The 20,176-nt window shown below is 64.9% G+C and carries 18 protein-coding genes; 7 read left to right on the top strand and 11 right to left on the bottom strand.

Going from position 1 to position 20,176, the window contains the following annotated elements:
* Nucleotides 1–150 precede the first annotated feature (150 nt).
* Both Q0030_RS26980 and Q0030_RS26975 read right to left on the bottom strand, forming a co-directional pair.
* A complete protein-coding gene (locus tag Q0030_RS26980) occupies nucleotides 151–1,644 on the bottom strand; it encodes a M48 family metalloprotease (RefSeq protein ID WP_298373901.1) in 1,494 nt (497 codons plus the stop codon).
* Nucleotides 1,645–1,698: 54 nt separating this feature from the next.
* Nucleotides 1,699–2,421, bottom strand: coding sequence for a thermonuclease family protein (locus tag Q0030_RS26975; RefSeq protein WP_298373917.1), 723 nt, complete (start codon nucleotides 2,419–2,421; stop codon nucleotides 1,699–1,701).
* A gap of 210 nt (nucleotides 2,422–2,631) precedes the next feature.
* Between Q0030_RS26975 and Q0030_RS26970 the strand changes: the two genes are divergently transcribed.
* From Q0030_RS26970 to Q0030_RS26955, 4 genes are all read left to right on the top strand, one after another.
* Nucleotides 2,632–3,837 carry an ABC transporter substrate-binding protein gene (locus tag Q0030_RS26970; protein ID WP_298373899.1) on the top strand — a complete coding sequence of 402 codons (1,206 nt, stop codon included), beginning with the start codon at nucleotides 2,632–2,634 and terminating at the stop codon, nucleotides 3,835–3,837.
* Nucleotides 3,838–3,874: 37 nt separating this feature from the next.
* Complete coding sequence (locus tag Q0030_RS26965) at nucleotides 3,875–4,669, top strand: enoyl-CoA hydratase (RefSeq protein WP_298373896.1); 795 nt, start codon at nucleotides 3,875–3,877, stop codon at nucleotides 4,667–4,669.
* Between the two features lie 15 nt (nucleotides 4,670–4,684).
* Nucleotides 4,685–5,440 (top strand): VOC family protein, encoded by a 756-nt coding sequence (locus Q0030_RS26960; protein WP_298373914.1) that lies wholly within the window; start codon nucleotides 4,685–4,687, stop codon nucleotides 5,438–5,440.
* 158 nt (nucleotides 5,441–5,598) lie between these two features.
* Nucleotides 5,599–7,713, top strand: coding sequence for an acetate--CoA ligase family protein (locus tag Q0030_RS26955; protein WP_298373893.1), 2,115 nt, complete (start codon nucleotides 5,599–5,601; stop codon nucleotides 7,711–7,713).
* A 163-nt stretch (nucleotides 7,714–7,876) separates the two neighbouring features.
* Here the strand turns inward: Q0030_RS26955 and Q0030_RS26950 are convergent, their stop codons facing one another.
* The 7 genes from Q0030_RS26950 to Q0030_RS26920 all read right to left on the bottom strand — a co-directional run bounded on the left by Q0030_RS26950 (nucleotide 7,877) and on the right by Q0030_RS26920 (nucleotide 16,112).
* Nucleotides 7,877–8,677, bottom strand: a complete 801-nt coding sequence (locus Q0030_RS26950) for an enoyl-CoA hydratase/isomerase family protein (protein ID WP_212311886.1) — start codon at nucleotides 8,675–8,677, stop codon at nucleotides 7,877–7,879.
* Between the two features lie 41 nt (nucleotides 8,678–8,718).
* Entirely contained in the window at nucleotides 8,719–9,879 is a 1,161-nt protein-coding gene (locus tag Q0030_RS26945) for an acyl-CoA dehydrogenase family protein (protein WP_097671039.1), read from the bottom strand.
* A gap of 30 nt (nucleotides 9,880–9,909) precedes the next feature.
* Nucleotides 9,910–10,977: an acyl-CoA dehydrogenase family protein gene (locus tag Q0030_RS26940; RefSeq protein WP_298373885.1), complete on the bottom strand. Its 1,068-nt coding sequence runs from the start codon at nucleotides 10,975–10,977 to the stop codon at nucleotides 9,910–9,912.
* Between the two features lie 230 nt (nucleotides 10,978–11,207).
* Complete coding sequence (locus Q0030_RS26935) at nucleotides 11,208–12,059, bottom strand: helix-turn-helix domain-containing protein (protein WP_298373882.1); 852 nt, start codon at nucleotides 12,057–12,059, stop codon at nucleotides 11,208–11,210.
* A 2-nt stretch (nucleotides 12,060–12,061) separates the two neighbouring features.
* A complete protein-coding gene (locus tag Q0030_RS26930) occupies nucleotides 12,062–13,195 on the bottom strand; it encodes an NADH:flavin oxidoreductase/NADH oxidase (protein WP_298373879.1) in 1,134 nt (377 codons plus the stop codon).
* Between the two features lie 58 nt (nucleotides 13,196–13,253).
* Nucleotides 13,254–14,468 (bottom strand): ABC transporter substrate-binding protein, encoded by a 1,215-nt coding sequence (locus Q0030_RS26925; RefSeq protein ID WP_298373876.1) that lies wholly within the window; start codon nucleotides 14,466–14,468, stop codon nucleotides 13,254–13,256.
* A 15-nt stretch (nucleotides 14,469–14,483) separates the two neighbouring features.
* Nucleotides 14,484–16,112, bottom strand: coding sequence for an AMP-binding protein (locus Q0030_RS26920; RefSeq protein ID WP_298373874.1), 1,629 nt, complete (start codon nucleotides 16,110–16,112; stop codon nucleotides 14,484–14,486).
* A 194-nt stretch (nucleotides 16,113–16,306) separates the two neighbouring features.
* On the opposite strand from Q0030_RS26920, the gene Q0030_RS26915 reads away from it, so the two are divergent.
* Complete coding sequence (locus tag Q0030_RS26915) at nucleotides 16,307–17,068, top strand: N-acyl homoserine lactonase family protein (RefSeq protein ID WP_298373871.1); 762 nt, start codon at nucleotides 16,307–16,309, stop codon at nucleotides 17,066–17,068.
* 104 nt (nucleotides 17,069–17,172) lie between these two features.
* On the top strand, nucleotides 17,173–17,955 hold the full coding sequence (locus Q0030_RS26910) for an SDR family oxidoreductase (RefSeq protein WP_298373868.1): 783 nt from the start codon (nucleotides 17,173–17,175) through the stop codon (nucleotides 17,953–17,955).
* A gap of 78 nt (nucleotides 17,956–18,033) precedes the next feature.
* On the opposite strand, the gene Q0030_RS26905 is transcribed toward Q0030_RS26910, so the two are convergent.
* Nucleotides 18,034–18,312, bottom strand: a complete 279-nt coding sequence (locus tag Q0030_RS26905) for a GlsB/YeaQ/YmgE family stress response membrane protein (RefSeq protein WP_024582682.1) — start codon at nucleotides 18,310–18,312, stop codon at nucleotides 18,034–18,036.
* A 36-nt stretch (nucleotides 18,313–18,348) separates the two neighbouring features.
* Nucleotides 18,349–18,951 carry a YidB family protein gene (locus Q0030_RS26900; RefSeq protein ID WP_298373866.1) on the bottom strand — a complete coding sequence of 201 codons (603 nt, stop codon included), beginning with the start codon at nucleotides 18,949–18,951 and terminating at the stop codon, nucleotides 18,349–18,351.
* A gap of 163 nt (nucleotides 18,952–19,114) precedes the next feature.
* On the opposite strand from Q0030_RS26900, the gene Q0030_RS26895 reads away from it, so the two are divergent.
* Entirely contained in the window at nucleotides 19,115–20,122 is a 1,008-nt protein-coding gene (locus Q0030_RS26895; protein ID WP_298373864.1) for a 2-dehydropantoate 2-reductase, read from the top strand.
* Nucleotides 20,123–20,176: the final 54 nt, after the last annotated feature.

Here is a 20,176-nt window from a genome sequence, read left to right as displayed (position 1 = left end):
CTCTACGTCGTCCCTGCGGAAGCAGGGACCCATAACCACAGGAAGATGTTGTTGGGGCGTGCTGCGGCCCCAGCCTTTTCCGTCAATCGATAACGGTAGTGATGGGTCCCGGCCTTCGCCGGGACGACGGTATTGAGGATGCGTGCAGCCTCAATCCACCACGATCTTGACGCGGTCGCGCGGCTTGACCTGGGCGTGGGCATCGAGGCCGTTGAGCACGCGGAAGCGCTCAGTCGGATGATCGACGCCGGCCATGCGATGCGACAGCGATTCCACGGTGTCGCCGGGCTGCACGTTGATGACCTTGATGCGCAGCGGCCGCGCGGCCTGGATCTCGTCAAGGGTCAGGCGACGGAATGAATTGACGGTCTCGCGCGCGTTGCGCTCGCTCTCGGTGGACTTTTGCTTGGCGGCGAAGATGAAGCGGTAGACGTCGCTGCCGAAGCGCAGCGCGTAGACCTTGAACTGCCACTGGTCGCCATGCGCGGTGGCCGATGCCGCCGGAAAGCCGTTGATGTTGAGGTCCTCGGTCGAGGACTTCTCGACGCCTTCCATCCAGCCGGAATTCAGATAGTCGCCGAGCGACTGCTCGGCCGGCACCCGCACCACGTCGAAGCGCATCGCCTGGCTGCCGCCCTCGCGGACGCCGATCACCGCCTGCGCGGTGTTGTCGAGCGTGAAATTCTCCGGTGCGGTGAAGGTGAAGCCGAGCTTGGGATGCAGGAAGCGGCGGCCGCGCACGAAGCCTTCGCTGGGATCCTCGCCATAGACGATGTTGTCGATCGCGGCGAGATAGGTCTCGCGGTCGCGCTCATTGCTCTCGGGCGATGAGTATTGCCGTGCGGTGGTCTGCGCGTTGGAGATGCGCTCCGGCGTTGCCGGATGCGACGAGGTGAAATCCTGCGCACGTGGATCGAGCGCGGTCTTGCCGATCTTGAGCGCAGCATTGCGCTCCATCGCGGTCAGGAAGCGCGACGCGCCGTAGGGATCGAAATGCGCGCGCGCGGCGATCCCGACGCCGATGCCGTCGGCCTCGAACTCCTGCTGCCGCGAGAAGCTCGCCATCGTCAGCTTGGTCTTGGCGAGCGCCAGCGCCGTGAGGTCGGGATCGGTGCTCATGTCGGTGACGACGCGCGTCACCACCGCCGCCTGGCGCGCCTGGTCCTCGCGCATCGCGGCGTGCTTGGCCAAGACATGCGCCATCTCGTGGCTGAGTACCGAGGAGAGTTCGGAGGTGTCGCTGGCGAGCGCAATGAGACCGCGCGTGACGTAGAGCTGGCCGGTCGGCAGCGCGAAGGCGTTCACCGCGCCGGAGTTGAGGATCGTGACCTTGTAGGCCTGGTCGGGCCGTTCGGAGGCGGCGACCAGCCGGTCGACGGTCTTGCTGATCAGGGCCTCGAGCTTCGGGTCGTCATAGGCGCCGCCATAGGATGACAGGATGCGCTCGTGCTCGCGCTCGCTGTTGGGCGTCTGCTGCACAACGCGGTTCGGCTTCACCGGCGCCGCCGCCGCGGTCGGGGTGACTTGCTCGAACCGGCCGACATTGCCGCAGGCCGACAGCGTCAGGGCCGCGCAGACGAGCGCCGGCACAGCCGAAAGCCGGCGGCCAGTTCCATCTTCACGCCCTCCAGCGCGTTCAATCACGTCAAAAACCCACAACTTGTCCCGTGAATCGGCCGAGCCGTGGCCTGTGGGCCCCTAGTTCCCGCCGAGCACTTCAATCTGCCCCACCCGGAGCAATTCGATTCGTGGCCCACGCCGTGCTTCCACCCAGCCTCGGACACGAATCCTACGATTTTCCAGAGACTTGGGCGCAAGCCCGGCCGCCTCAAACGCAGGGACTATGCGCCTTGAAATAGTCAGAGCAAAGTCCCGTGTCCAGTTTCGGCCGAAATTCAGGTAGGTGGTCGCCCCCGCTTGACGCACGGACAAAACCCGGCCCTCGACCACCGTAAAGCGCCCGATCCCGGCCAAAATATCGTCCGGACTTTCGGCGTTTTTTATGACGGCGGACTCGGCCCAAGTTCCCGATCGGGCGGCCCGTGCCTCGGCCTCCGCGGCCATCAGCGTGCTGACACAGTCCTTGTCGGCGATCTCGGACGACACCAGCGCGAGGCCCCGGCGCAGCAGCTCGCTTTGCACGGGATGCTCGCTGCCTTCGAGGAAGGCGTAGGTCGGCTGGCGGCCGTAGCGATCCGGCGTGTCGTCCTGCCCGCGCAGCGTCACCTCGCGGCCGACCAGCAGCGCCGACAACGCCGCGGTGGCTTTCGCCCTGTCCGCCACCTCGATGCCGGCCAGCTTGACCTCACGGCCGTCGTCAAGCCGCAGGCTGCGCGCATCGACCACGGCAGCGACGCGACCTTCGCCCTGAATCTCGAAATTGCATCCGGCCGCATGACTTGCCCCGCAAGCAAGCAGCATCGTGTAGGCGAGGAGAGTGCCGCGAGCCAGCATCGGCAGATTCTGCATCGACAATATTTGCATGGATCGATCTTCGCACATCTTGACCATTCCGTTCAGCGGAAAACACGTGTCAGCTCCGCGGCTTGCCGCTGTGCATGGCATGCGGCATGATCCGGCCCTCGACACGGACCTGATGGAATGAGGTCTGTTCTTCAAGGGAGGATCTGAATGAGACGGGTTTTGGCCGGCGTGTTGGCCTGTGTGTTTGCGATCTCGGCGAATGCGTCGCTGGCGCAGGACAAGCCTCCGCTGAAGCTCGGCGGCATCCTCGATATGTCGAGCCTCTATGCCGACATCACCGGTTCGGGCAGCGAAACCGCCGCCAAGATGGCGGTGGAGGATTTCGGCGGCACGGTGCTCGGCCGCAAGGTCGAGATCGTGGTCGGCGACCATCTCAACAAGGCCGACCTTGCCGCCAACATCGCCCGCGACATGATCGACAACCAGGGCGTCGAGATGATTTTTGACGTCGCTGCTTCTGCGACGGCGCTGGCCGCCGGCGAGATCGCCAAGGCGCGCGGCAAGATCATCATGTTCAACGGCCCGGGCTCGATCCGCCTCTCCAACGAGGCCTGCGGTCCCTATACCGTGCACTATGTGTTCGACACCTTCGCGCAGGCCAATGTGACCGGCCTTGCCGCGGTGAAATCCGGCCTCGACACCTGGTTCTTCCTGACCGCGGATTACGCGTTCGGCCAGGACCTCGAAAAGGACACTAGCAATGTCGTGGTGAAGTCGGGCGGCAAGGTGCTCGGCAGCGTGCGGCATCCGATCAACACCTCGGACTTCTCCTCCTTCCTGCTGCAGGCGCAGGCCTCCAAGGCCAAGGTGATCGGGCTCGCCAATGCCGGCGGCGACACCATCAACGCGATCAAGCAGGGCGCCGAGTTCGGCATCACCAAGGGCGGCCAGAAGATCTCGCCGCTATTGGCTTTCGTGACCGATATCGACAGCGTCGGGCTCGAGACCGCGCAGGGGCTGCTGCTCGCAGAAGCCTTCTACTGGGACCTCAATGACGACACCCGCGCCTTCACCAAGCGCTTCATGGAGCGCACCAAGCGGGTGCCGACCTCAGCCCAGGCCGGCGTCTACTCCTCCGTGACGCATTACCTGCAGGCGGTGAAGGCCGCCGGCACCACCGATGCGGCCGCCGTCATGAAGCTGATGAAGGAGACCCCGATCAACGACATGTTCGCCAAGAACGGCCGGATTCGTGAGGATGGCCGCATGGTGCACGACATGTACCTGTTCGAGGTCAAGAAGCCTTCGGAGTCGAAAGGCCGCTGGGACGACTACAAGCTGCTCGCGACCGTGCCGGGCGACCAGGCGTTCCAGCCGCTGTCGGAGTCGCGCTGCCCGCTGGTGAAAAAATGACGCCACGACAACCAACAACAACGAAAGGCAAAACGCCATGAGCGACAATCAGATGGTTCTCCAATCCCTCGACAAGGGCCTGCTCACCATCACCATGAACCGCCCGGATCGGCGCAATGCGCTCAATCCGGACATGACGCGCGGCCTGGTCGAGGCGGCGCGGCGGGCGCAGGACGATACCGAGGTGCGCGCGGTGCTGATCCGCGGCGCCGGCGGCACCTTTTGCGTCGGCGGTGACGTCAAGTCGATGGCCGAAGGCCGTGCGCCGCTGTCGTTCGAGGCCAAGATGGCCAATTTGCGCCGCGGCATGGAGGTCTCGCGCATCCTGCACACGATGCCGAAGCCGGTGGTGGCGCAGCTCGATGGTGCGGCGGCCGGCGCCGGCCTCTCGATCGCGCTGTCTTGCGATCTGCGCGTCGCCAGCGCCTCCTGCAAGATCACCACCGCCTTTGCCAAGGTCGGCTTTTCCGGTGACTACGGCGGAACGTATTTCCTGACCAAGATGCTCGGCAGTGCCAAGGCGCGCGAGCTCTACATGATGTCGCCGGTGCTGTCGGCGCAGGAAGCCTACAACCTCGGCATGATCTCCAAGGTGGTGCCCGATGCCGATGTCGAAGCCGAGACGCTGGAGCTGGCGCGGTCGCTGGCGCAGGGCCCGTCGGTCGCGCTCGGCTACATCAAGCGCAACATCAACAATGCCGAGACGATGACGCTAGAGGCCTGCTTCGACGGCGAGGCGATCCACCACACCCGTGCCGGCGAGACCACCGACCACAAGGAAGCGGCCAAGGCCTTCGTCGAGAAGCGCAAGCCCACCTTCCAGGGACAGTAGGCCGTGACCAATCACATGGCCGACTACATGCGGCTGCGGCAGATCTGCCTGGTGGCGCCGCAGCTTGCGCCCGTGATCGCTGATATCTCCGCGATCATGGGCCTAGATGTCTGCTACCGCGACGGCAATGTCGCGAAGTACGGCCTCGAGAACGCGCTGCTGCCGGTCGATACCATCCTGCTGGAGGTGGTCGCGCCGTTCCAGCCGGGCCCGGGCACCGCGGCCGGACGCTTCATCGAAAAGACCGGCGGCCGCGGCGGCTACATGGCGATCTTCGCTTGTGAGGATCCCGACGCACGCGGTACGAAGGCCAATGCGATGGGCGTGCGCACGGCGAACGTGATCACGCACGCGCCCTATCACGGCGTGCAGCTGCACCCGCGCGACTGCCGCGCCGCCTTCATCGAGTTCAATCACACCGACGGCAGCGACGATGTGCTGGGGCCGTATCCGCCGGCCGGCCCGGACTGGCAGAAGTCGATCCGCAAGGACACGACTTTGGCGCTGACCGAGGTTGAGATGCAGAGCCCTGATCCGCAGGCACTGGCGGCGCATTGGGGCAAGATCGTCGGCATTCCCGCCGACGGCACGGTGCTGCAGCTGCCGAACGCGACCTTCCGCTTCGTCAAGGCCGATAGCGAGATCATGAGCGGCTTGACGTTCAAGGTCGCCGACAAGGCCAAGGTGCTGGAGGCCGCGAAAGCCAGAGGCTGCGCGGTGAACGGCGACGACTTCCAGCTTTGCGGCGTGACGTTCAAGCTGACGGCCTAGTCGCCGTCATTGCGAGGAGCGAAGCGACGAAGCAATCCATTTGCTTCCACAAGCGGAGAAATGGATTGCTTCGCTTCGCTCGCAATGACGGGAAGGGCAGTTGAGCAACCGGCAACGATTCAATATCGTGGCTGACAACAAGAACAACGGAACGCCCCATGCCGCATCCGCTCGATTCCTTCTTCGCCCCAAAGAGCATCGCGCTGATCGGCGCCTCGCGCGATCACGAGAAGATTCCCGGGCGGCTGCTCGCGATGCTGCGCAAGAACGGCTATCCCGGCGGGCTCTATCCGATCAATCCGAACTATGACGAGATCGACGGGTTGAAATGCTTCAAGTCGATCGCCGAAATCGGTGCGCCGATTGATCTTGCCGTCATCGTCATTCCCGCCCGTGCGGTGCTGCCGGCACTGGAGCAGTGCGCGGCCGCCGGCGTCAAGAACGCGGTCATCATCTCGTCCGGCTTTGCCGAGGAGGGCGGCGACAGCGCAGCGATGCAGGATGCGATCGTGGCCCTGGCGAAGCGGACCGGGATGCGGATTTCCGGTCCGAACGCCGAAGGATTTTACAGCCAGGTGCAGAAGGTCGCCGCGACCTTCAGCCCGACCGTCGACATCAAGCCAGATGCGCCCGATCTGGTCGCGAGCCGACGGCGGATCGGCATCGTCGCGCAGAGCGGCGGCATCGGCTTTGCGATCTATCATCGCGCCAAGGCGCTTGGCGTTGCCCTCAGCTACGTCGTCAGCGCCGGCAATGAGAGCGATCTCGGCGCCGGCGAATTCCTCGATTACATGGTGCAGGATCCCTCGACCGACGTGATCCTGCTGTTCATCGAAGGCATCAGGGACGTCGACAAGTTCCTGGCGGCGGCGAAGCGCGCGGCAGAGTTGAGGAAGCCCGTGATCGTAACTAAAGTGGGCCGCTCCGGTGCCGGCGAGCGCGCGGCGGCCTCGCACACCGCGAGCATGGCTGGCTGGTCGGCGGCCTATGACGCGGTGTTCACCAAATACGGCTTCATCGTCTCCAACGACCTCGACGAGGCGGTGACGATCGCCGCGGTTCTCACCACCAATCCGCTGCCGAAGGGCGATCGCGTCGCGGTGCTGACGGTGTCCGGCGGCGCCGGCATCTGGGGCGCCGACACGGTGTCGATGCAGGGCCTGCGCGTGCCGGAGCTCTCAGTCGCGATCCAGAGCCAGATCAAGCAATGGATGCCGTCCTATGGCGCGGCGGGCAATCCGGTCGATGTCACCGCGCAGGGCGTCTCCTCCGGCGGCCTGCAGAAGAGCATCGAGCTGTTCGATACGTCTGATGAAGTGGACGCGACGCTGGTCGTGCTGTCGCTGTCGAGCGAGACGCGGATACCGTTCAAGGAAACCGAGCTGAAGCCGGTGATCGCGGCGCAGAACAAGCCGGTGGTGTTCTATTCCTACACGCTGCCGTCGCAATTCGCGCGGCAAGAGCTGGCGAAGTCAGGCGTGGTGGTGCTCTCGGGGCTGACTCATGTCGGCGTCGCGATGCGGCGGCTGGCGGACTATGCGAGCTTCAAGCCCGCGCCGGAGATCGCGGCATTGGCTTCGCCGACGCACGATCTTTCTGCGCATCTCACATCGAAGACGCTCTCCGAATATGACAGCAAGTCGCTGCTGCGCGTGGCCGGCATCGCGCTGCCGGACGAGGTTCTGGTCACCGACCGCGACGGGCTCGACGCCGCGATCGAGCGGGCCGGATTTCCGCTGGTCATGAAGATCCAGTCGCCAGCGATCGCGCACAAGAGCGAGGTCGGTGGCGTCCGCGTCAATATCGCTGCGAAGGGCGCGGCCTTCACGGCCTATCGCGACATGCTGGAGAGCGTGCAGCAGCAGCGGCCTGAAGCAAGAATCCAGGGCGTGCTGGTCGGGCCGATGGCCAGGAAGGGCGTCGAGATCGTCGTCGGCACCATGCTGGACGCCACGTTCGGGCCGATGGTGATGGTGGGCCTCGGCGGCATCACGACCGAGCTGTTCAAGGACGTGGTCTATCGTCCCGCGCCAGTGAGTCGGGCTGAGGCGACCACGATGCTGGAGACGCTGAAAGCCGCGCCGCTGCTGCACGGCTTCCGTGGCGCGCCGAAGGCGGATGTTGCGGCGCTCGCGCAATTGATCTCGCAGATTTCGGTGCTGGCAGCGCAGCACCGAAGCGAGGTCGCCGAGATCGAGGTCAACCCGGTGCTGGTGCACCCTGAGGGGCAGGGCGTGACGATCGTCGATGCGCTGGTGGTGCCGAAAGGCTAGCGAGCTATCTCCCCACCGTCGTCCCGGGCTTGACCCGGGACCCATACGCTGCGGCCCGCGGAAAGGGCACAAGGGGAGACGGCTTGTCTCGCCACTCGCATCGGTGGTTATGGGTCCCGGCTTTCGCCGGGACGACCGTGTTGAGAGAGACGAGCGCGAGGAGCTACCGCCCCTTGAAGTTCGCGACGCGACGCTCGGCGGTGGCCTTGACGCCTTCCTTGAAGTCTTCGGTCGCGCGCAGCTTGGTCTGCTCTTCCAGTTCATGGTTGGTCGCGGCGAGCACGCGGTCGGCGAGGCCGGCGCGCATGGTGGCGCGGGTCGAGACCAGGCCGAGCGGCGAGCATTCGGCGATCTCCTGCGCGAGCTTCATCGCCTCGGCGCGCACCTGGTCCTGCGGCACCAGCACGTTGGCAAGGCCCCAGCGATAGGCCTCTTCGCCGGTGACGCGGCGGCTGGTGTAGAACATCAGCTCGGCATTGTTCTTGCCGATCAGCTCCGGCAGCGTGGTGGTCAGGCCGAAACCCGGATGGAAGCCGAGCTTGGTGAAGTTCGCCGCGAAGCGCGCCTCGGGGCAGGCGACGCGGAAGTCGGCGGACACCGCAAGGCCGAGGCCGCCGCCGATCGCGGCGCCGTGGATCGCCGCGACGATCGGCTTCTTGTTGCGGAAGATGCGCACCGCCTGAACATAGAGATGGTTGATCGGCAGGTTCGAGGCCGGATCGCTCTTGGCGCGTTCCTCCTGCTCCTGGCGAACCGGATCGCCGAAATTGGCACCGGCGCAGAACGCCTTGCCCTGGGCGGCGAGCACCGAGGCGCGGATCTCGATATTGTTGTCGAACTCCTCCAGCGCGTCGGCGATCTGGTTGATCAGCGCGACGTCGAAGAAGTTCAGCGGCGGCTTGCGGATTTCGATCAGGCCGACATGGCCATGAGTTTCGACGCCGATATCAGTATACTTGGTCATGATCTTTCCTCGTTGAATTAGCGTAGGCCGAGCCCGCGCGGCTAGCGCAAACCAAGCCCGCGGGCGATGATGCCGCGCAGCACTTCCGTTGTGCCGCCCTGGATCGTCAGCTTGGGCGCGGTCTTGATGGCGAAGTCGAGCTGCTTTTCCAGCGTCTCGCGATTGGTCGCGGTCTCTTCGACGAACGCCGCGAGATCGCGGACGCGATGCGGCAGCTGCTGCTCCCACACCGTGCCGATGTCCTTGACGATCGAGGCCTCCACCACCGGCTCCTTGCCGGCCTGCAGCATGCCGGCGACCGACACCGACATGCGGCGCATGGTGTGCACCTGCGCGACCAGCCGGCCGATGCCCTCGGCGCTGCGGGTATCCGGGTTCTTGCCGACCGCACGCACCAGCTCGGTGAGCACGTAATACGTCTCGAGGAAACGCTCGGGGCCGCTCCTCTCATAGGCGAGCTCGGACGTCGCCTGCTTCCAGGCGCCGTCGACTTCGCCCAGCACGTGATCGTCGGGCACGAAATAGTCAGTGAACACCACCTCGTTGAATTCGAACTGGCCGGTGATCTGGCCGATCGGATTTACCTGGATGCCCGGCTGCTTCATCTTGACCAGGAACTGGGTCAGGCCGTGGCGGCGGTTTTCCTTGGTCGGCGGCGAGGTGCGGAAGATCGCGATCATGTAGTCGGCGATATGCGCCGACGAGGTCCAGATCTTGGTGCCGTTGATCAGATAGCCGCCATCGGTCTTGGTGGCGCGGGTCTTCGCCGCGAACAGGTCGGAGCCGGAGTTCGGCTCGCTCATGCCGATGGCGAAGCAGACCTCGCCGCGGCAGATCCGCGGCAGGATGTCCATCTTGATGTGCTCGGGCGCGTATTTCAGAAGCACCGGCCCGCTCTGGCGGTCGGCGACGAAGAAGCGCCGGGTCGGCGCGTTCGCCACCCGCATCTCCTCGGTCACGACGTAACGTTCGAGGAATGAGCGTTCCTGGCCGCCGTATTTCTTCGGCCAGGTCATGCCGAGCCAACCCTTGGCGCCGACGCGGCGGGAGAATTCCGGCGCGTCATTGTCCTCGCGGTTCGGCGCGTAGGGATCGAAGGTGCCGGCGGCGATTTCCTCGGCGAGGAAGGCGCGCACTTCCTTGCGGAGCTGCTCGCACTTTTCCGGCAGGCGGATCGGATCGAAACGAAGGGCTGCAGTCATGATGTCCAGTCCTGATCTTTCTGCCTGATCTCAGCGCGAAGCCACCAGCGGCCACAATTCGTCGGCGCCACGCTCGGCGACGAGCTTGCCGAGCTCGACGGCCCAGTAGCTCTCCGAGCCGAAATCGTCGCGCCACGCCAATGCGCGCAGCGAATAGCGGTGCAGGATGTGCTCGTTGGTGAAGCCGATCGCGCCGTGCACCTGATGGGCGATGCCGCTGCCTTTCTCGGCGGCTTCCGAGCAGCGGATCTTGGCCGCCGCGGCTTCGAGGAACACCGCGTCATTGTCGAGCGACTTGGCGTTGGCGATGGTGTCGGCCGCCGACGTCGCGGCGGCCAGTGCTGCCGCCGACTCGCCGGCGAGGCGGGCGAGGTTGTGCTGCACCGCCTGGAACTTGGAGATCTTCTTCTCGAACGCGACGCGCTCGTTGGAATAGCGCACGGAGATGTCGAGCATCGATTCCAGGGAGCCGGCGATCTGGAGCGACCGCACCACGCCGCCCATCAGCATCAGCGTGGTCCGGTCAAAGCCATTCGGCGCCGGCTTGGTGATGATGGGCTGCACCTTGTCGAACGTGACGGTGTCGTTGTGATCGCCGCCGAGCCCGATGCCGGATTCGATCCGGCACTTTGCGGCATCGACCAGCGCGATCGAGATGCCGCCATTGCTTTCAGCCAGCACCGCGAAATGTTTTGCGTCTTTGGCAAACGGCACGCCGCGGGCACGACCCGAGAGCGAGCCGTCAGCGCCGACCGTGACACGGTCCTTCGGGCTCGCCGGGACAACTGTCATCTCGCCTTCCGGGGAGGCGATCTTGCCTTGCGTGAGCAGCCAGCCGGCCAGCATTGTTTCGGCCAGCGGAACTGCGATCGCATGCCGCCCAGCGACGTTGAGCACGCTGAAACCTTCGGCGAGACTGGCGCCGGAACCGCCGAGATCGTCGGGCACCCAGGAGAGCGGCAGGCCGGCTTCGGTCAGTGCCTGCCAGAGCGGCGCCTTCCATGCGCCCTGCTTGTCGTGATTGATGGTTTGGGCATCCGCGAGATCGGCGAAAATCTTTTCGGCGGTCTCGGCGACGATGTTCTCACTCTCCGCCACAGCGTTCCTCGTGTTGATTGGCTTGGGCTGGCCGTTCGGCCGTGACCTGCTTGCGATGTTGTCTTGCGCTCAATGATGCGGAAAAGCCATAGCCGTGACAAGCGCTGCCCGCAGGGCCACTTGCGCGGATGGCATGAAGCCGGACGCGACGCATGAATTCCGCATAGTGAACTTTCGACCGCCTCGGTTTGTATGCCGCGCGCGGAAGTAAATTGGCCGGCGACATAAGTTCAGTCCGCCAGATGAAACTCGATCGCCTTCCGCATCAGGTCAGCGAACTCGGTCTCCGGGGTGACCTGCGCGTCGTTCAGTCCGGCCACGAACCGCACCCGGGGCTCGTTCTTTTCCGCTGTTGGCGGCTGGTTCCTGGCGACGGCGCCGGCGCCCGGCGTGACCAGGCCGAGCGAGAAGGCATGTCCCTTGGCGCGGACCTTGTTCAGCTCCAGCAGCAACGCCTTGATGTCGATCTGCCGATCGGGCCGCGGCTCGTTGGCGTTGATCAGGCGCACCAGGCGGCGTACCTCCTTGTCCGGATAGGCCGACAGCAGCGCGTAACCCGATGCGGATCGCGCCAGCGGCCGCAGCGTTCCGGCCTTGACATACAGCCGCATCGGCAGTCGGGCCTGAATGATATGGACATACTGCGCACTGAGCCCGTTGCGCACCGCGAGCATGATGGTCTCACCGGTCTTCTCGGAGAGCTCGTTCATCAGATTGATCAGGCGCCCCCGCGTGAACAGCGCCGGGCTCAACCAGTGCCCCAGCATCGAGATCCGCGGCGTCGGGATATAGGTGCGGCGGCTGGTGTCGTAATGCAGATAGCCGAACGCGGTCATCGTCCGCATCAGCGCCGAGGTGCTGGACTGCGGGAATTTCAAGGCGGCGGCGACCTCGATGGCGGAGGCGGCGCGCTGGTGCTCCTCAAAGAATTCGAGCACGTCGAACACGCGCCGCGCCGACTTGACCGCATTGTCCATCTTCGGCAGGTCGCGCGAGGTATCACCGGGGAAATCGGGGCCGTCGAAAGACCGCGCGCCGGCAGCCGCGCCGGCTTTCGCTGCTTCCTTTTTCGCCACCGGCATCCCTATTGTCCCTGCTGTGCCACCCGCCGCTTCAGCCACCAGCCATATTGCTCCGGCCAGCTCGTCCACTCGGGATCGCATCCGAGCGCAAGTGCCGTCTGTGCGGGCCAGTTCGGATTCCACAGCAGTTCACGGCCGAGTGCAATAAGCGTCGCCTTGCCGTCCCGCAAGATGGCTTCCGCGTAGTCCGGCTCGCGGATCAGTCCGACCGCAACCGTCGGCATGCCGGCTTCCTTCTGGATCCGCTCGGCGAAGGGCACCTGGAAGCCCGGGGTGCGCGACACCAATGAATTGCCGCGCGGCAGCTTCATGCCGCCCGACGAGCAGTCGACCATGTCGATCCCGATCGCCTTCAGCTCGGTCGCAAACGCGATCGAGTCCTCGATTCCCCAGCCGATGTCGACGCCGTCGACCGACGAGATGCGGACGAACGCCGGCAGGAGGTCCGGCCATTCCTCGCGCATGATGCCGGCGATCCGCAGCGGCAGACGCATGCGATTTTCGCGCGACCCGCCATACTCGTCGTTGCGGTTGTTGGCGAGCGGCGACAGGAACGAGTGCATCAGGTAGCCGTGTGCGCAGTGCAGCTCGATGACGTCGTAGCCGGCGGCCCTGGCGCGGCGAAACGCCTGGCGGTAGTCGTCAACCAGAGCATCGATCTGCTCTGACGTCAGCATCTGCGGTGCGGGCCAGCCGTCGTCGAACGGAATGCCGCTCGAGGCCGCGATCTGCCAGGGGCCTTCACCGCGCGCCTTGATGTCGGCTTCACCGAGCGGATTGCCGCCTTCCCACGGCCGCTGCGATGAGCCCTTCCGGCCGCCATGTGCGATCTGGATCGCGGCCTTGGCGTTGAAGCTGTGGATCAGCGCGGCGAGGGCGGCATGGTCCGCGATGTGCGCATCATCCCAGATGCCGAGGCAGCCGTGGGTGATGCGTCCCTGGGTGTTCACCGAGCTCTGCTCGACGAACACGAGACCGGCACCGCCGGCGGCGAGCTTGCCGATATGCGCGGTGTGCCAATCGGTGGCGCGCCCGTCCTGCGCCGAATAGGTCGCCATCGGCGAGACCATGATCCGGTTCTTCAGTTCGAGGTCGCGCAGTTGCAGCGGGGTGAAGAGCAGCGGCAGTTCGGTCATGCGATGTCCAGCCTTGCTTGTGGTTTCTTGCCTGTGGTCTTGCGAATTTGTGAGAGCATCATTTCTTGAGCAGCGGGCATGCGCTCTCCTCTGGCGTCGCAAATGCCTCCTTGCCCGGGATGACCTGAACCAGCTTCTCGTAATCCCAGGCCCCCTTGGATTCCGCCGGCGATTTCACCTGCACGAGGTACATGTCGTGGATCAGCTGGCCGTCCTCGCGCAGGAACGCATTGCGGGCAAAGAAGTCGTCGATCGGCATGTCCTTCATCTGCGCGATCACCTTGGGACCGTCATCGGTGCCGGACTTTTCGATCGCCTTGAGATAGTTCATGACAGCGGAGTAGAGACCGGCCTGCACCATGGTCGGTCGCTTGTTGGTCTTGGCCATGAAGCGCGCGGCGAAATCGCGGGTCTTGTCGTCGAGATCCCAATAGAAGGCGGTCGCAAGCTGCAAGCCCTGGGCGGCTTGCAAGCCGATCGCGTGGATGTCGCTGGTCTGCATCAGGAAGGCTGCGAGCTTCTGCTTCTGCGCCAGCCCGAATTCCTGCGCCTGCCGGATCGAATTGGCGAGATCGCCGCCGGTGTTGGCGAAGGCGATCACGTCCGCTTTCGAGCTCTGGGCCTGGAGCAGATAGGATGAGAAATCCATGCTGTTGAGCGGATGCCGCACGTCGCCGACGATGCTGCCGCCGACCTTCTCCACGGTCTTGGCCGCGTCGTTGCGCAGCGCGTGGCCAAAGGCGTAGTCGACCGTGACGAAATACCAGCTCTTGGCGCCTTCCTTGGCCAGCGCCCGAACCGTGCTGTTGGCAAGCGCATAGGTGTTATAGGTCCACTGCACTGAATTGGCCGAGCAGCCCTTTCCGGTGAGGTCGGATGAGCCGGCCGACGACACCAGCATCGCCTTGTTCTTCTGCTTGGTGAGTTCGAGCACGGCGAAGGCGACGGCGGAATTGGCGAAATCGACGGTGACGTCGACATTCTCCTGCTCATACCAGCGCCGCGCGATGCCGGCGCCGATGTCGGCCTTGTTCTGATGGTCGGCATCGACCATCGCGATCGGCTTGCCCAAAACCTTGCCGCCGAAATCCGCGATCGCCATCCGCACCGCTTCGACCGCGCCGGGGCCGGCAGCGTCGGCATAGAGGCCGGCCTGATCGGTCAGCACGCCGATCTTCACCACGTCGTCGGAAATCTGCGCGTGCGATGGCGTGGCGAAGGCGGCGGTCAGCAATGCAACGCTCGCGGCGAGCCATCCGTAACTCGATGTCATTGTCCCTGGTTTCCTCTAGTTCGATTGCCTTATGGCGTTGGTCTTTTCTTGCCGCAGGTCGATCATGTCGGGATGCGACTGCGGATCCTTGTCAGGGCCGAGCAGCGTGTGCTTCTGGACCTTGTTGGTCGAGGTCAGCGGCAGCTCGCCGACGAAGGCGATCCACGCCGGCAGCTTGAATGGCGCGAGGCGCTCGCGGCAGAAGTGGAAGATCTCCTGCGCGAGTTCGCGCGAGGCGGCGCCGCCGTCGTTGATCACGATGAAGGCCGCAACCTCCTCGTCGCGGATCGGATCGCGCGCGGCAACGACCGCGGCCTGTTTGACCAGAGGCGACGTCGTCAAGACGGCTTCGACCTCCGCCGCCGAAATGTTTTCGCCGGCGCGCCGCACCAGGTGCTTCAGCCGGTCGACGAACACGAACGCGCCGTCCGCGTGCTGCCAGGCGCTGTCGCCGGTGTGAAACCAGCCGCCGCGCCAGGCTTGCTCAGTGGCCTCAGGGTCCTTCAGATAGCCGGAAAAGAAGCCGCGCCGCGGCGTCGCTTCCGAATGACGCACGCAGAGTTCGCCGACCGCGCCCGGCGGCAGCGCATTTTCGTCGGCATCGAGAATCGTCATTTCGAGGCCGGGTACGCTGCGGCCGATGGTGTTGGTCTCGAGATGGCGCGGCTCGACCGTGTTGAACGGGCTGCGTCCGGTCTCCGTCATGCCCCAGCCCTCGACGAAGGGGATGCCGAAGCGCTCGCGGGCTCGTGCGCGCTGCTCGGGATTGGCGCCGACGCCCATCGAGAAGCGCAACGCATGGGCCTTCTCGTCCGGCGTCTCCGGCTGCGCAAGCAGGGCCGCGACGATCACGCCGAGATAATGCAGCACGCTGGCGCGGCAGGAGACAATGTCGCGCCAGGCCGATTTGGCGTTGAAGCGTTCCGGCAGGATCAGGCAGCCGCCGGTCAGCATCATCGCGATCGGGGTCAGCGTCAGGCCGGCCATGTGGAACAGCGGCAGCGGGCTGTAGAGGCGCTCCGTGCCGGCATGGTACGTCGCCTCGCCGCCGTGGCTGACGTACCAGCGGCCGGTCGAGACCACGTATTCGTTGGTCAGGATGCAGCCCTTCGGACGCGCCGTCGTGCCTGACGTGTAGAGCAGCGCGGCCTCGGTCTCGCTTCCCGGCTCGCCGGCGCGCGGCGGCGGCCTCAGGGCTTGCGGAATCTGCGTCACGCTCGCGCCGAGATCGTCGCCGGATACTTCAAGCACGGGCACCCTGCCGGTCAGCGCCTTCTGCAATTCCTTCTGGTCGTACAGCGTGACGACCAGGTCGGGCTCGGCATGCGCAATGAGATACTCGATCTCCGCCGTGCGATAGGCCGGGTTGATCGGAACGATCGAGACCCCGAGACCGTTGAGCGCCAGCCAATGCACGATGAAATCAGGCCGGCTCTCCAGCAACAGACAGGCGCGGTGTCCATGCCCGAAGCCAGCTGCGCAGTATTGTTCGCGCAACGCGCAGACCTGCCGCGCAATGTCGCCATAGGATAGTTCGACGCCATCGGGAAAATAGCCGCGGTCGGAACGCGCGGGAATGCAGAGGAAGGGTTTGAACGCTGCCGCATCTGCAGTCGCAGCGAACACGCTGAACACGGTGTACATCGTGGCGAAGCTTCCCTTTGGCGGCCGCAGGTCGATGTCAACGATGCCGGTCCAAGAGAGCCGCTTCGTTGAGCGCGTTGCCGCGATCGCGGCGTTGCGCGGAAGCTATAAGGGCGAGTAATGTGCTGTCAAATTTATTATGAGTTTCCAAAAAACTCATATGTAGTTTGGGACCAAAAATTGGAGGTGGCGAGATGAAGATGCATATGCTGTCGGGCGGACGTCTGCGGATGTCCAGGCGGACCTATCTGCCTGATGCGGCGCGCGGCGAGATGATCGATCTGCCGGTCGCCTGCGTGCTGTTGCGGCACACGCAGGGCAACGTGCTGTTCGACACCGGATGCCATCCCGATGTCGCGACCGATCCCGAAGGACGGCTCGGCACGCTTGCCAAATACATGCAGCCGATCATGCCGGCGGACGATCATGTGCTGACGAGCCTGAAGGCGGTTGGCCTTGGCCCCGACGATATCGATGTGGTGATCTGCTCTCACCTGCACACCGATCATTGCGGCTGCAACGCCTTCTTCAAGAAGGCGACGATCTTCGTCCATGCGCTCGAGGTCGAGGCCGCGAACGCGGATAACGCGTTCGATCGCGGATACGTCAAGGCGGATTGGGATCATCCGCTGAAGATGGAGATCTTCGATCGGCAGATGGATGTGTTCGGCGATGGCAAGTTGACGCTGGTGCCGCTGCCGGGACATTCGAAGGGGACGACCGGCGCGCTGGCTAAGCTGGATCAGAGCGGTGAATACCTGCTCGCGTCCGATGCGCTCAGTGTGCGCGCCAATCTCGATCAGCGGACCTCACCGAGGAACAGCCTCGACGTCGACCAATTCCTGAACTCGCTCGACGAGATCGCCAGGCTCGAGGCGTCCGGCGTCAAGATCATCTGCGGTCATGACGAAGCGCAGTGGGCCAGTCTGCAGAAGGGCCTGAACGCATATACGTGAGGACCTGCGCCTGAGGCTGTGGCGCGGTTTGCAGATGTCGTTCTGCGCGATATGGTGTGCCGCCGCCGGAGTTCATCTGGCTCACAACAACAAGGAAAATGCAGATGTCCAAGGATGGTTTGTGCGCGATCGTGACGGGGTCGGCATCGGGACTCGGCGCCGCCACCGCGCAAATCCTCGCCACGCAGGGCGCGCGCCTCATCATCAACTACTCCAGCAGCAAGGCGGAAGCCGAAGCGACCGCGGAAGCCTGCCGCAAGCAGGGTGCCGAGGTGCTGGTGGTGCAGGGCGACGTCTCGCGCGATGAGGATTGCAAGAAGGTCGCAGCCGCTGCGCAGGGCTGGGGCCGCCTTGACGTGCTGGTCAACAATGCCGGCACCACCAAGCATGTGCCGCATCACGATCTCGACGGCCTGACGGCGGAGGATTTCCAGCGCATCTATGCCGTCAACACCATCGGCCCGTTCCAGATGGTCCGCGCCGCGCGGGCGCTGCTCGAAGCCGGCGCGAAGGCATCCGGTCGTCCGTCGGCGGTCGTGAACGTGTCCTCGGTCGCCGGCATTTCCGGCGGCGGTTCGTCGGTCGCCTATGCCGCCAGCAAGGGCGCGCTCAACACCATGACGCAGTCGCTGGCGCGTGCGCTGGCGCCGTTGATCCGCGTCAACACGGTGTGCCCGGGCTATATCGATACGCCCTGGTTCACCAAGGGCCGCGGCGAGGTGCAAGCAAAGCAGGTGCGGGATACTGTGATCGCACGCGTGCCGCTGAAGGTCGCGTCTACTGCCGAAGATATCGCCAATCTCGTCTGCTTCCTGGCGAGCCCGGCGTCGAGCAACATGACCGGCGAATTCGTCCGCATGGACGCCGGCATGCATCTCATTCAGTGACGCAGCGCCGCTGCAGAAACGAAAATGCCCGGGCCAGGCCCGGGCATTTTGATTTTGAACCAGTGTTCGGCTTCGGCGTCACCTGTTGCCGATATCCGGGATCACGCGTGCCGCGACCAGCCGGTTCCAGATGAACAGCACCACCAGCGCGCCGATCGTGGCGGTGATGAAGCCGGCGCCCTGTTCAGGGCCGTAGTGGCCGATGGCCTGGCCGATGAAGGTCGCGAGAAACGCGCCGGCGATGCCGAGCACGGTGGTGAGAATGAAGCCGCTTGGATTATTCGGGCCCGGTGACAGGAATCGCGCGATGATCCCCGCGACAAAGCCGACGATGATGACCCAGATGATGCCGCCCATGACTGTCGTCCTCCTCAGATGGAATCAACGCTGGCGCTAGAGCCGGCCGCTCAGCTCGTCGCCGCTCGGCAGCCGGCCGTCCGGCGTCAGATGATTGATTGCGTCGGGCAGATACTGGCTCAGGCCCTGCAGCAATTGGTCGCGCGACATGCCGCTCTGCGACGCCAGCGAGTCGATCTGGTCGGCGCCGAGCGCGTTGGCGAGATCGCCGGGCGCGATCTGCTTGTTGGGGCCGTTGCTGACCCAGGAATTGGCCGTGTCGCCATGGCCCTTCTGCTGCAATTGATTGAGCAGATCACCGAGGCCGCCGCTGAGCACGGTGCCGGCTGCGCCGCCGGCGAGCAGGCCGCCAAGGCCGCCCTTGAGCAGATCACCAAGTCCGCCGCCGCCGGCGCCGCCGGGCAGGCTCGCGGTGACGTTGCCGGGGAGTGATGGCGCCTGCGCCGGTGTCGGCTGAGGCGCGGTCGCGCCCGGCTGGCCGCCGGAGAAATGCTTGACCGCCTTCCAGGCGAGCAACGCCAGGATCGCCATGGTCATCGGCGACATTCCGCCGCCGCTTGAGCTGTCGGATGGGGTGCTTGGCGCGCTTGGACCGCGGGGGCCGTTCTGCATGCCGTTGAGTACGTCGAGTAAACCCATGATCGTCTCCTGCCGCAACCGTGCCCCGAGCCGGAAACATAGCTTCGGCCCATGACGGTTACAAGGCGGGCCACCCGGGCGGCGGGGCGTGGAAATAGGCAGGCAACCGCAGTTCTGCTATCGAGGTCTGCTATCGAGCCCTGATGAACGGACGTTTAGCCAAATGAACGCAGACCGGCCGATCGGCATCGCGGGCGCCGGAAGCATCGGTTGCTTCGTTGGCGGCATGCTGGCTGCGTCCGGCCGCCGCGTCGCGCTGCTGGCCCGGCCGCGGCTGATCCAGGAAATCGCGGGCCACGGCTTGCGGGTCAGCAGTTTCGACGGTTCGGAGCGGATGGTATCCGCGGACCGGCTCGTTCTGTCCGACGATCCGTCGATCCTGCGCGACGTCGAGACGGTGCTGGTGACGGTGAAGAGCGCCGATACGGCCGAGATCGCCGAATTGATCGCGCGCCACGCCGCCGCCGATGCCGCGGTGATCAGCCTGCAGAATGGCGTCGGCAATGTGCCGTTGCTGCGCGACCGCCTGCCGGGCCGCAAGGTGCTCGGCGGCATGGTGCCGTTCAACGTGGTCGCGCTCGGCGACGGTCGCTTCCATCGCTCGACCTCCGGCGACATCGTGATCGCGCAGGATGATGTCGGCACCGCCGCGCGGCTCTCGGTGCCGGGCCTTGCGATGAAGGCGACCTCCAACATCGACGGCGTGCAGTGGGGCAAGCTGATCGTCAATCTCAACAACGCGCTCAATGCGCTGTCCAACATTCCGCTGCGGCAGCAGCTCGCACTGCGCGGCTGGCGACGATTATTCGCCGACCAGATGGCCGAGGGTTTGGCCGCGATTCGCGCCGAAGGGATTGCGCCGGTGTCGCCGACGCCGCTGCCTTCGAGCTGGATGCCGACATTGTTGCGGCTGCCGGACGCGCTGTTCGACATGCTGCTCGGCCGCACCATGAAGATCGATCCCGAAGCGCGCTCCTCGATGTGGGAGGATCTTCAGCGTGGCCGGCGCACCGAGATCGACTATCTGCAGGGCGTGATCATCGCGATCGCGGATCGCCACGGCCTCGAGGCGCCGCTGTCGAGACGTATCATCGCGCTGATCCGGAAGGCGGAGGCCGACGGCAAAGGGTCGCCGGGGCTGACGCCGGAACAGATTCGCGATGGCCGTTGACCATGAGCGCCGACGATCGTCTGGCATATCGTTCGGATAACCGAGGAGGTGACA

This window comes from uncultured Bradyrhizobium sp. (assembly GCF_947648125.1).
Taxonomy (GTDB): domain Bacteria; phylum Pseudomonadota; class Alphaproteobacteria; order Rhizobiales; family Xanthobacteraceae; genus Bradyrhizobium.
The sequence above is the reverse complement of the archived record's forward strand: the minus strand, read 5'-3'. Positions and strand labels throughout refer to the sequence as shown.

What these genes read in the sequence shown, in the direction of transcription:
- Q0030_RS26975 (WP_298373917.1), bottom strand. Translation starts at nt 2,421, where the DNA reads ATGCTGCTTGCTTGCGGGGCAAGTCATGCGGCCGGATGCAATTTCGAG.
- Q0030_RS26970 (WP_298373899.1), top strand. Translation starts at nt 2,632, where the DNA reads ATGAGACGGGTTTTGGCCGGCGTGTTGGCCTGTGTGTTTGCGATCTCG.
- Q0030_RS26965 (WP_298373896.1), top strand. Translation starts at nt 3,875, where the DNA reads ATGAGCGACAATCAGATGGTTCTCCAATCCCTCGACAAGGGCCTGCTC.
- Q0030_RS26960 (WP_298373914.1), top strand. Translation starts at nt 4,685, where the DNA reads ATGGCCGACTACATGCGGCTGCGGCAGATCTGCCTGGTGGCGCCGCAG.
- Q0030_RS26955 (WP_298373893.1), top strand. Translation starts at nt 5,599, where the DNA reads ATGCCGCATCCGCTCGATTCCTTCTTCGCCCCAAAGAGCATCGCGCTG.
- Q0030_RS26950 (WP_212311886.1), bottom strand. Translation starts at nt 8,677, where the DNA reads ATGACCAAGTATACTGATATCGGCGTCGAAACTCATGGCCATGTCGGC.
- Q0030_RS26945 (WP_097671039.1), bottom strand. Translation starts at nt 9,879, where the DNA reads ATGACTGCAGCCCTTCGTTTCGATCCGATCCGCCTGCCGGAAAAGTGC.
- Q0030_RS26935 (WP_298373882.1), bottom strand. Translation starts at nt 12,059, where the DNA reads ATGCCGGTGGCGAAAAAGGAAGCAGCGAAAGCCGGCGCGGCTGCCGGC.
- Q0030_RS26930 (WP_298373879.1), bottom strand. Translation starts at nt 13,195, where the DNA reads ATGACCGAACTGCCGCTGCTCTTCACCCCGCTGCAACTGCGCGACCTC.
- Q0030_RS26925 (WP_298373876.1), bottom strand. Translation starts at nt 14,468, where the DNA reads ATGACATCGAGTTACGGATGGCTCGCCGCGAGCGTTGCATTGCTGACC.
- Q0030_RS26920 (WP_298373874.1), bottom strand. Translation starts at nt 16,112, where the DNA reads ATGTACACCGTGTTCAGCGTGTTCGCTGCGACTGCAGATGCGGCAGCG.
- Q0030_RS26915 (WP_298373871.1), top strand. Translation starts at nt 16,307, where the DNA reads ATGAAGATGCATATGCTGTCGGGCGGACGTCTGCGGATGTCCAGGCGG.
- Q0030_RS26910 (WP_298373868.1), top strand. Translation starts at nt 17,173, where the DNA reads ATGTCCAAGGATGGTTTGTGCGCGATCGTGACGGGGTCGGCATCGGGA.
- Q0030_RS26905 (WP_024582682.1), bottom strand. Translation starts at nt 18,312, where the DNA reads ATGGGCGGCATCATCTGGGTCATCATCGTCGGCTTTGTCGCGGGGATC.
- Q0030_RS26900 (WP_298373866.1), bottom strand. Translation starts at nt 18,951, where the DNA reads ATGGGTTTACTCGACGTACTCAACGGCATGCAGAACGGCCCCCGCGGT.
- Q0030_RS26895 (WP_298373864.1), top strand. Translation starts at nt 19,115, where the DNA reads ATGAACGCAGACCGGCCGATCGGCATCGCGGGCGCCGGAAGCATCGGT.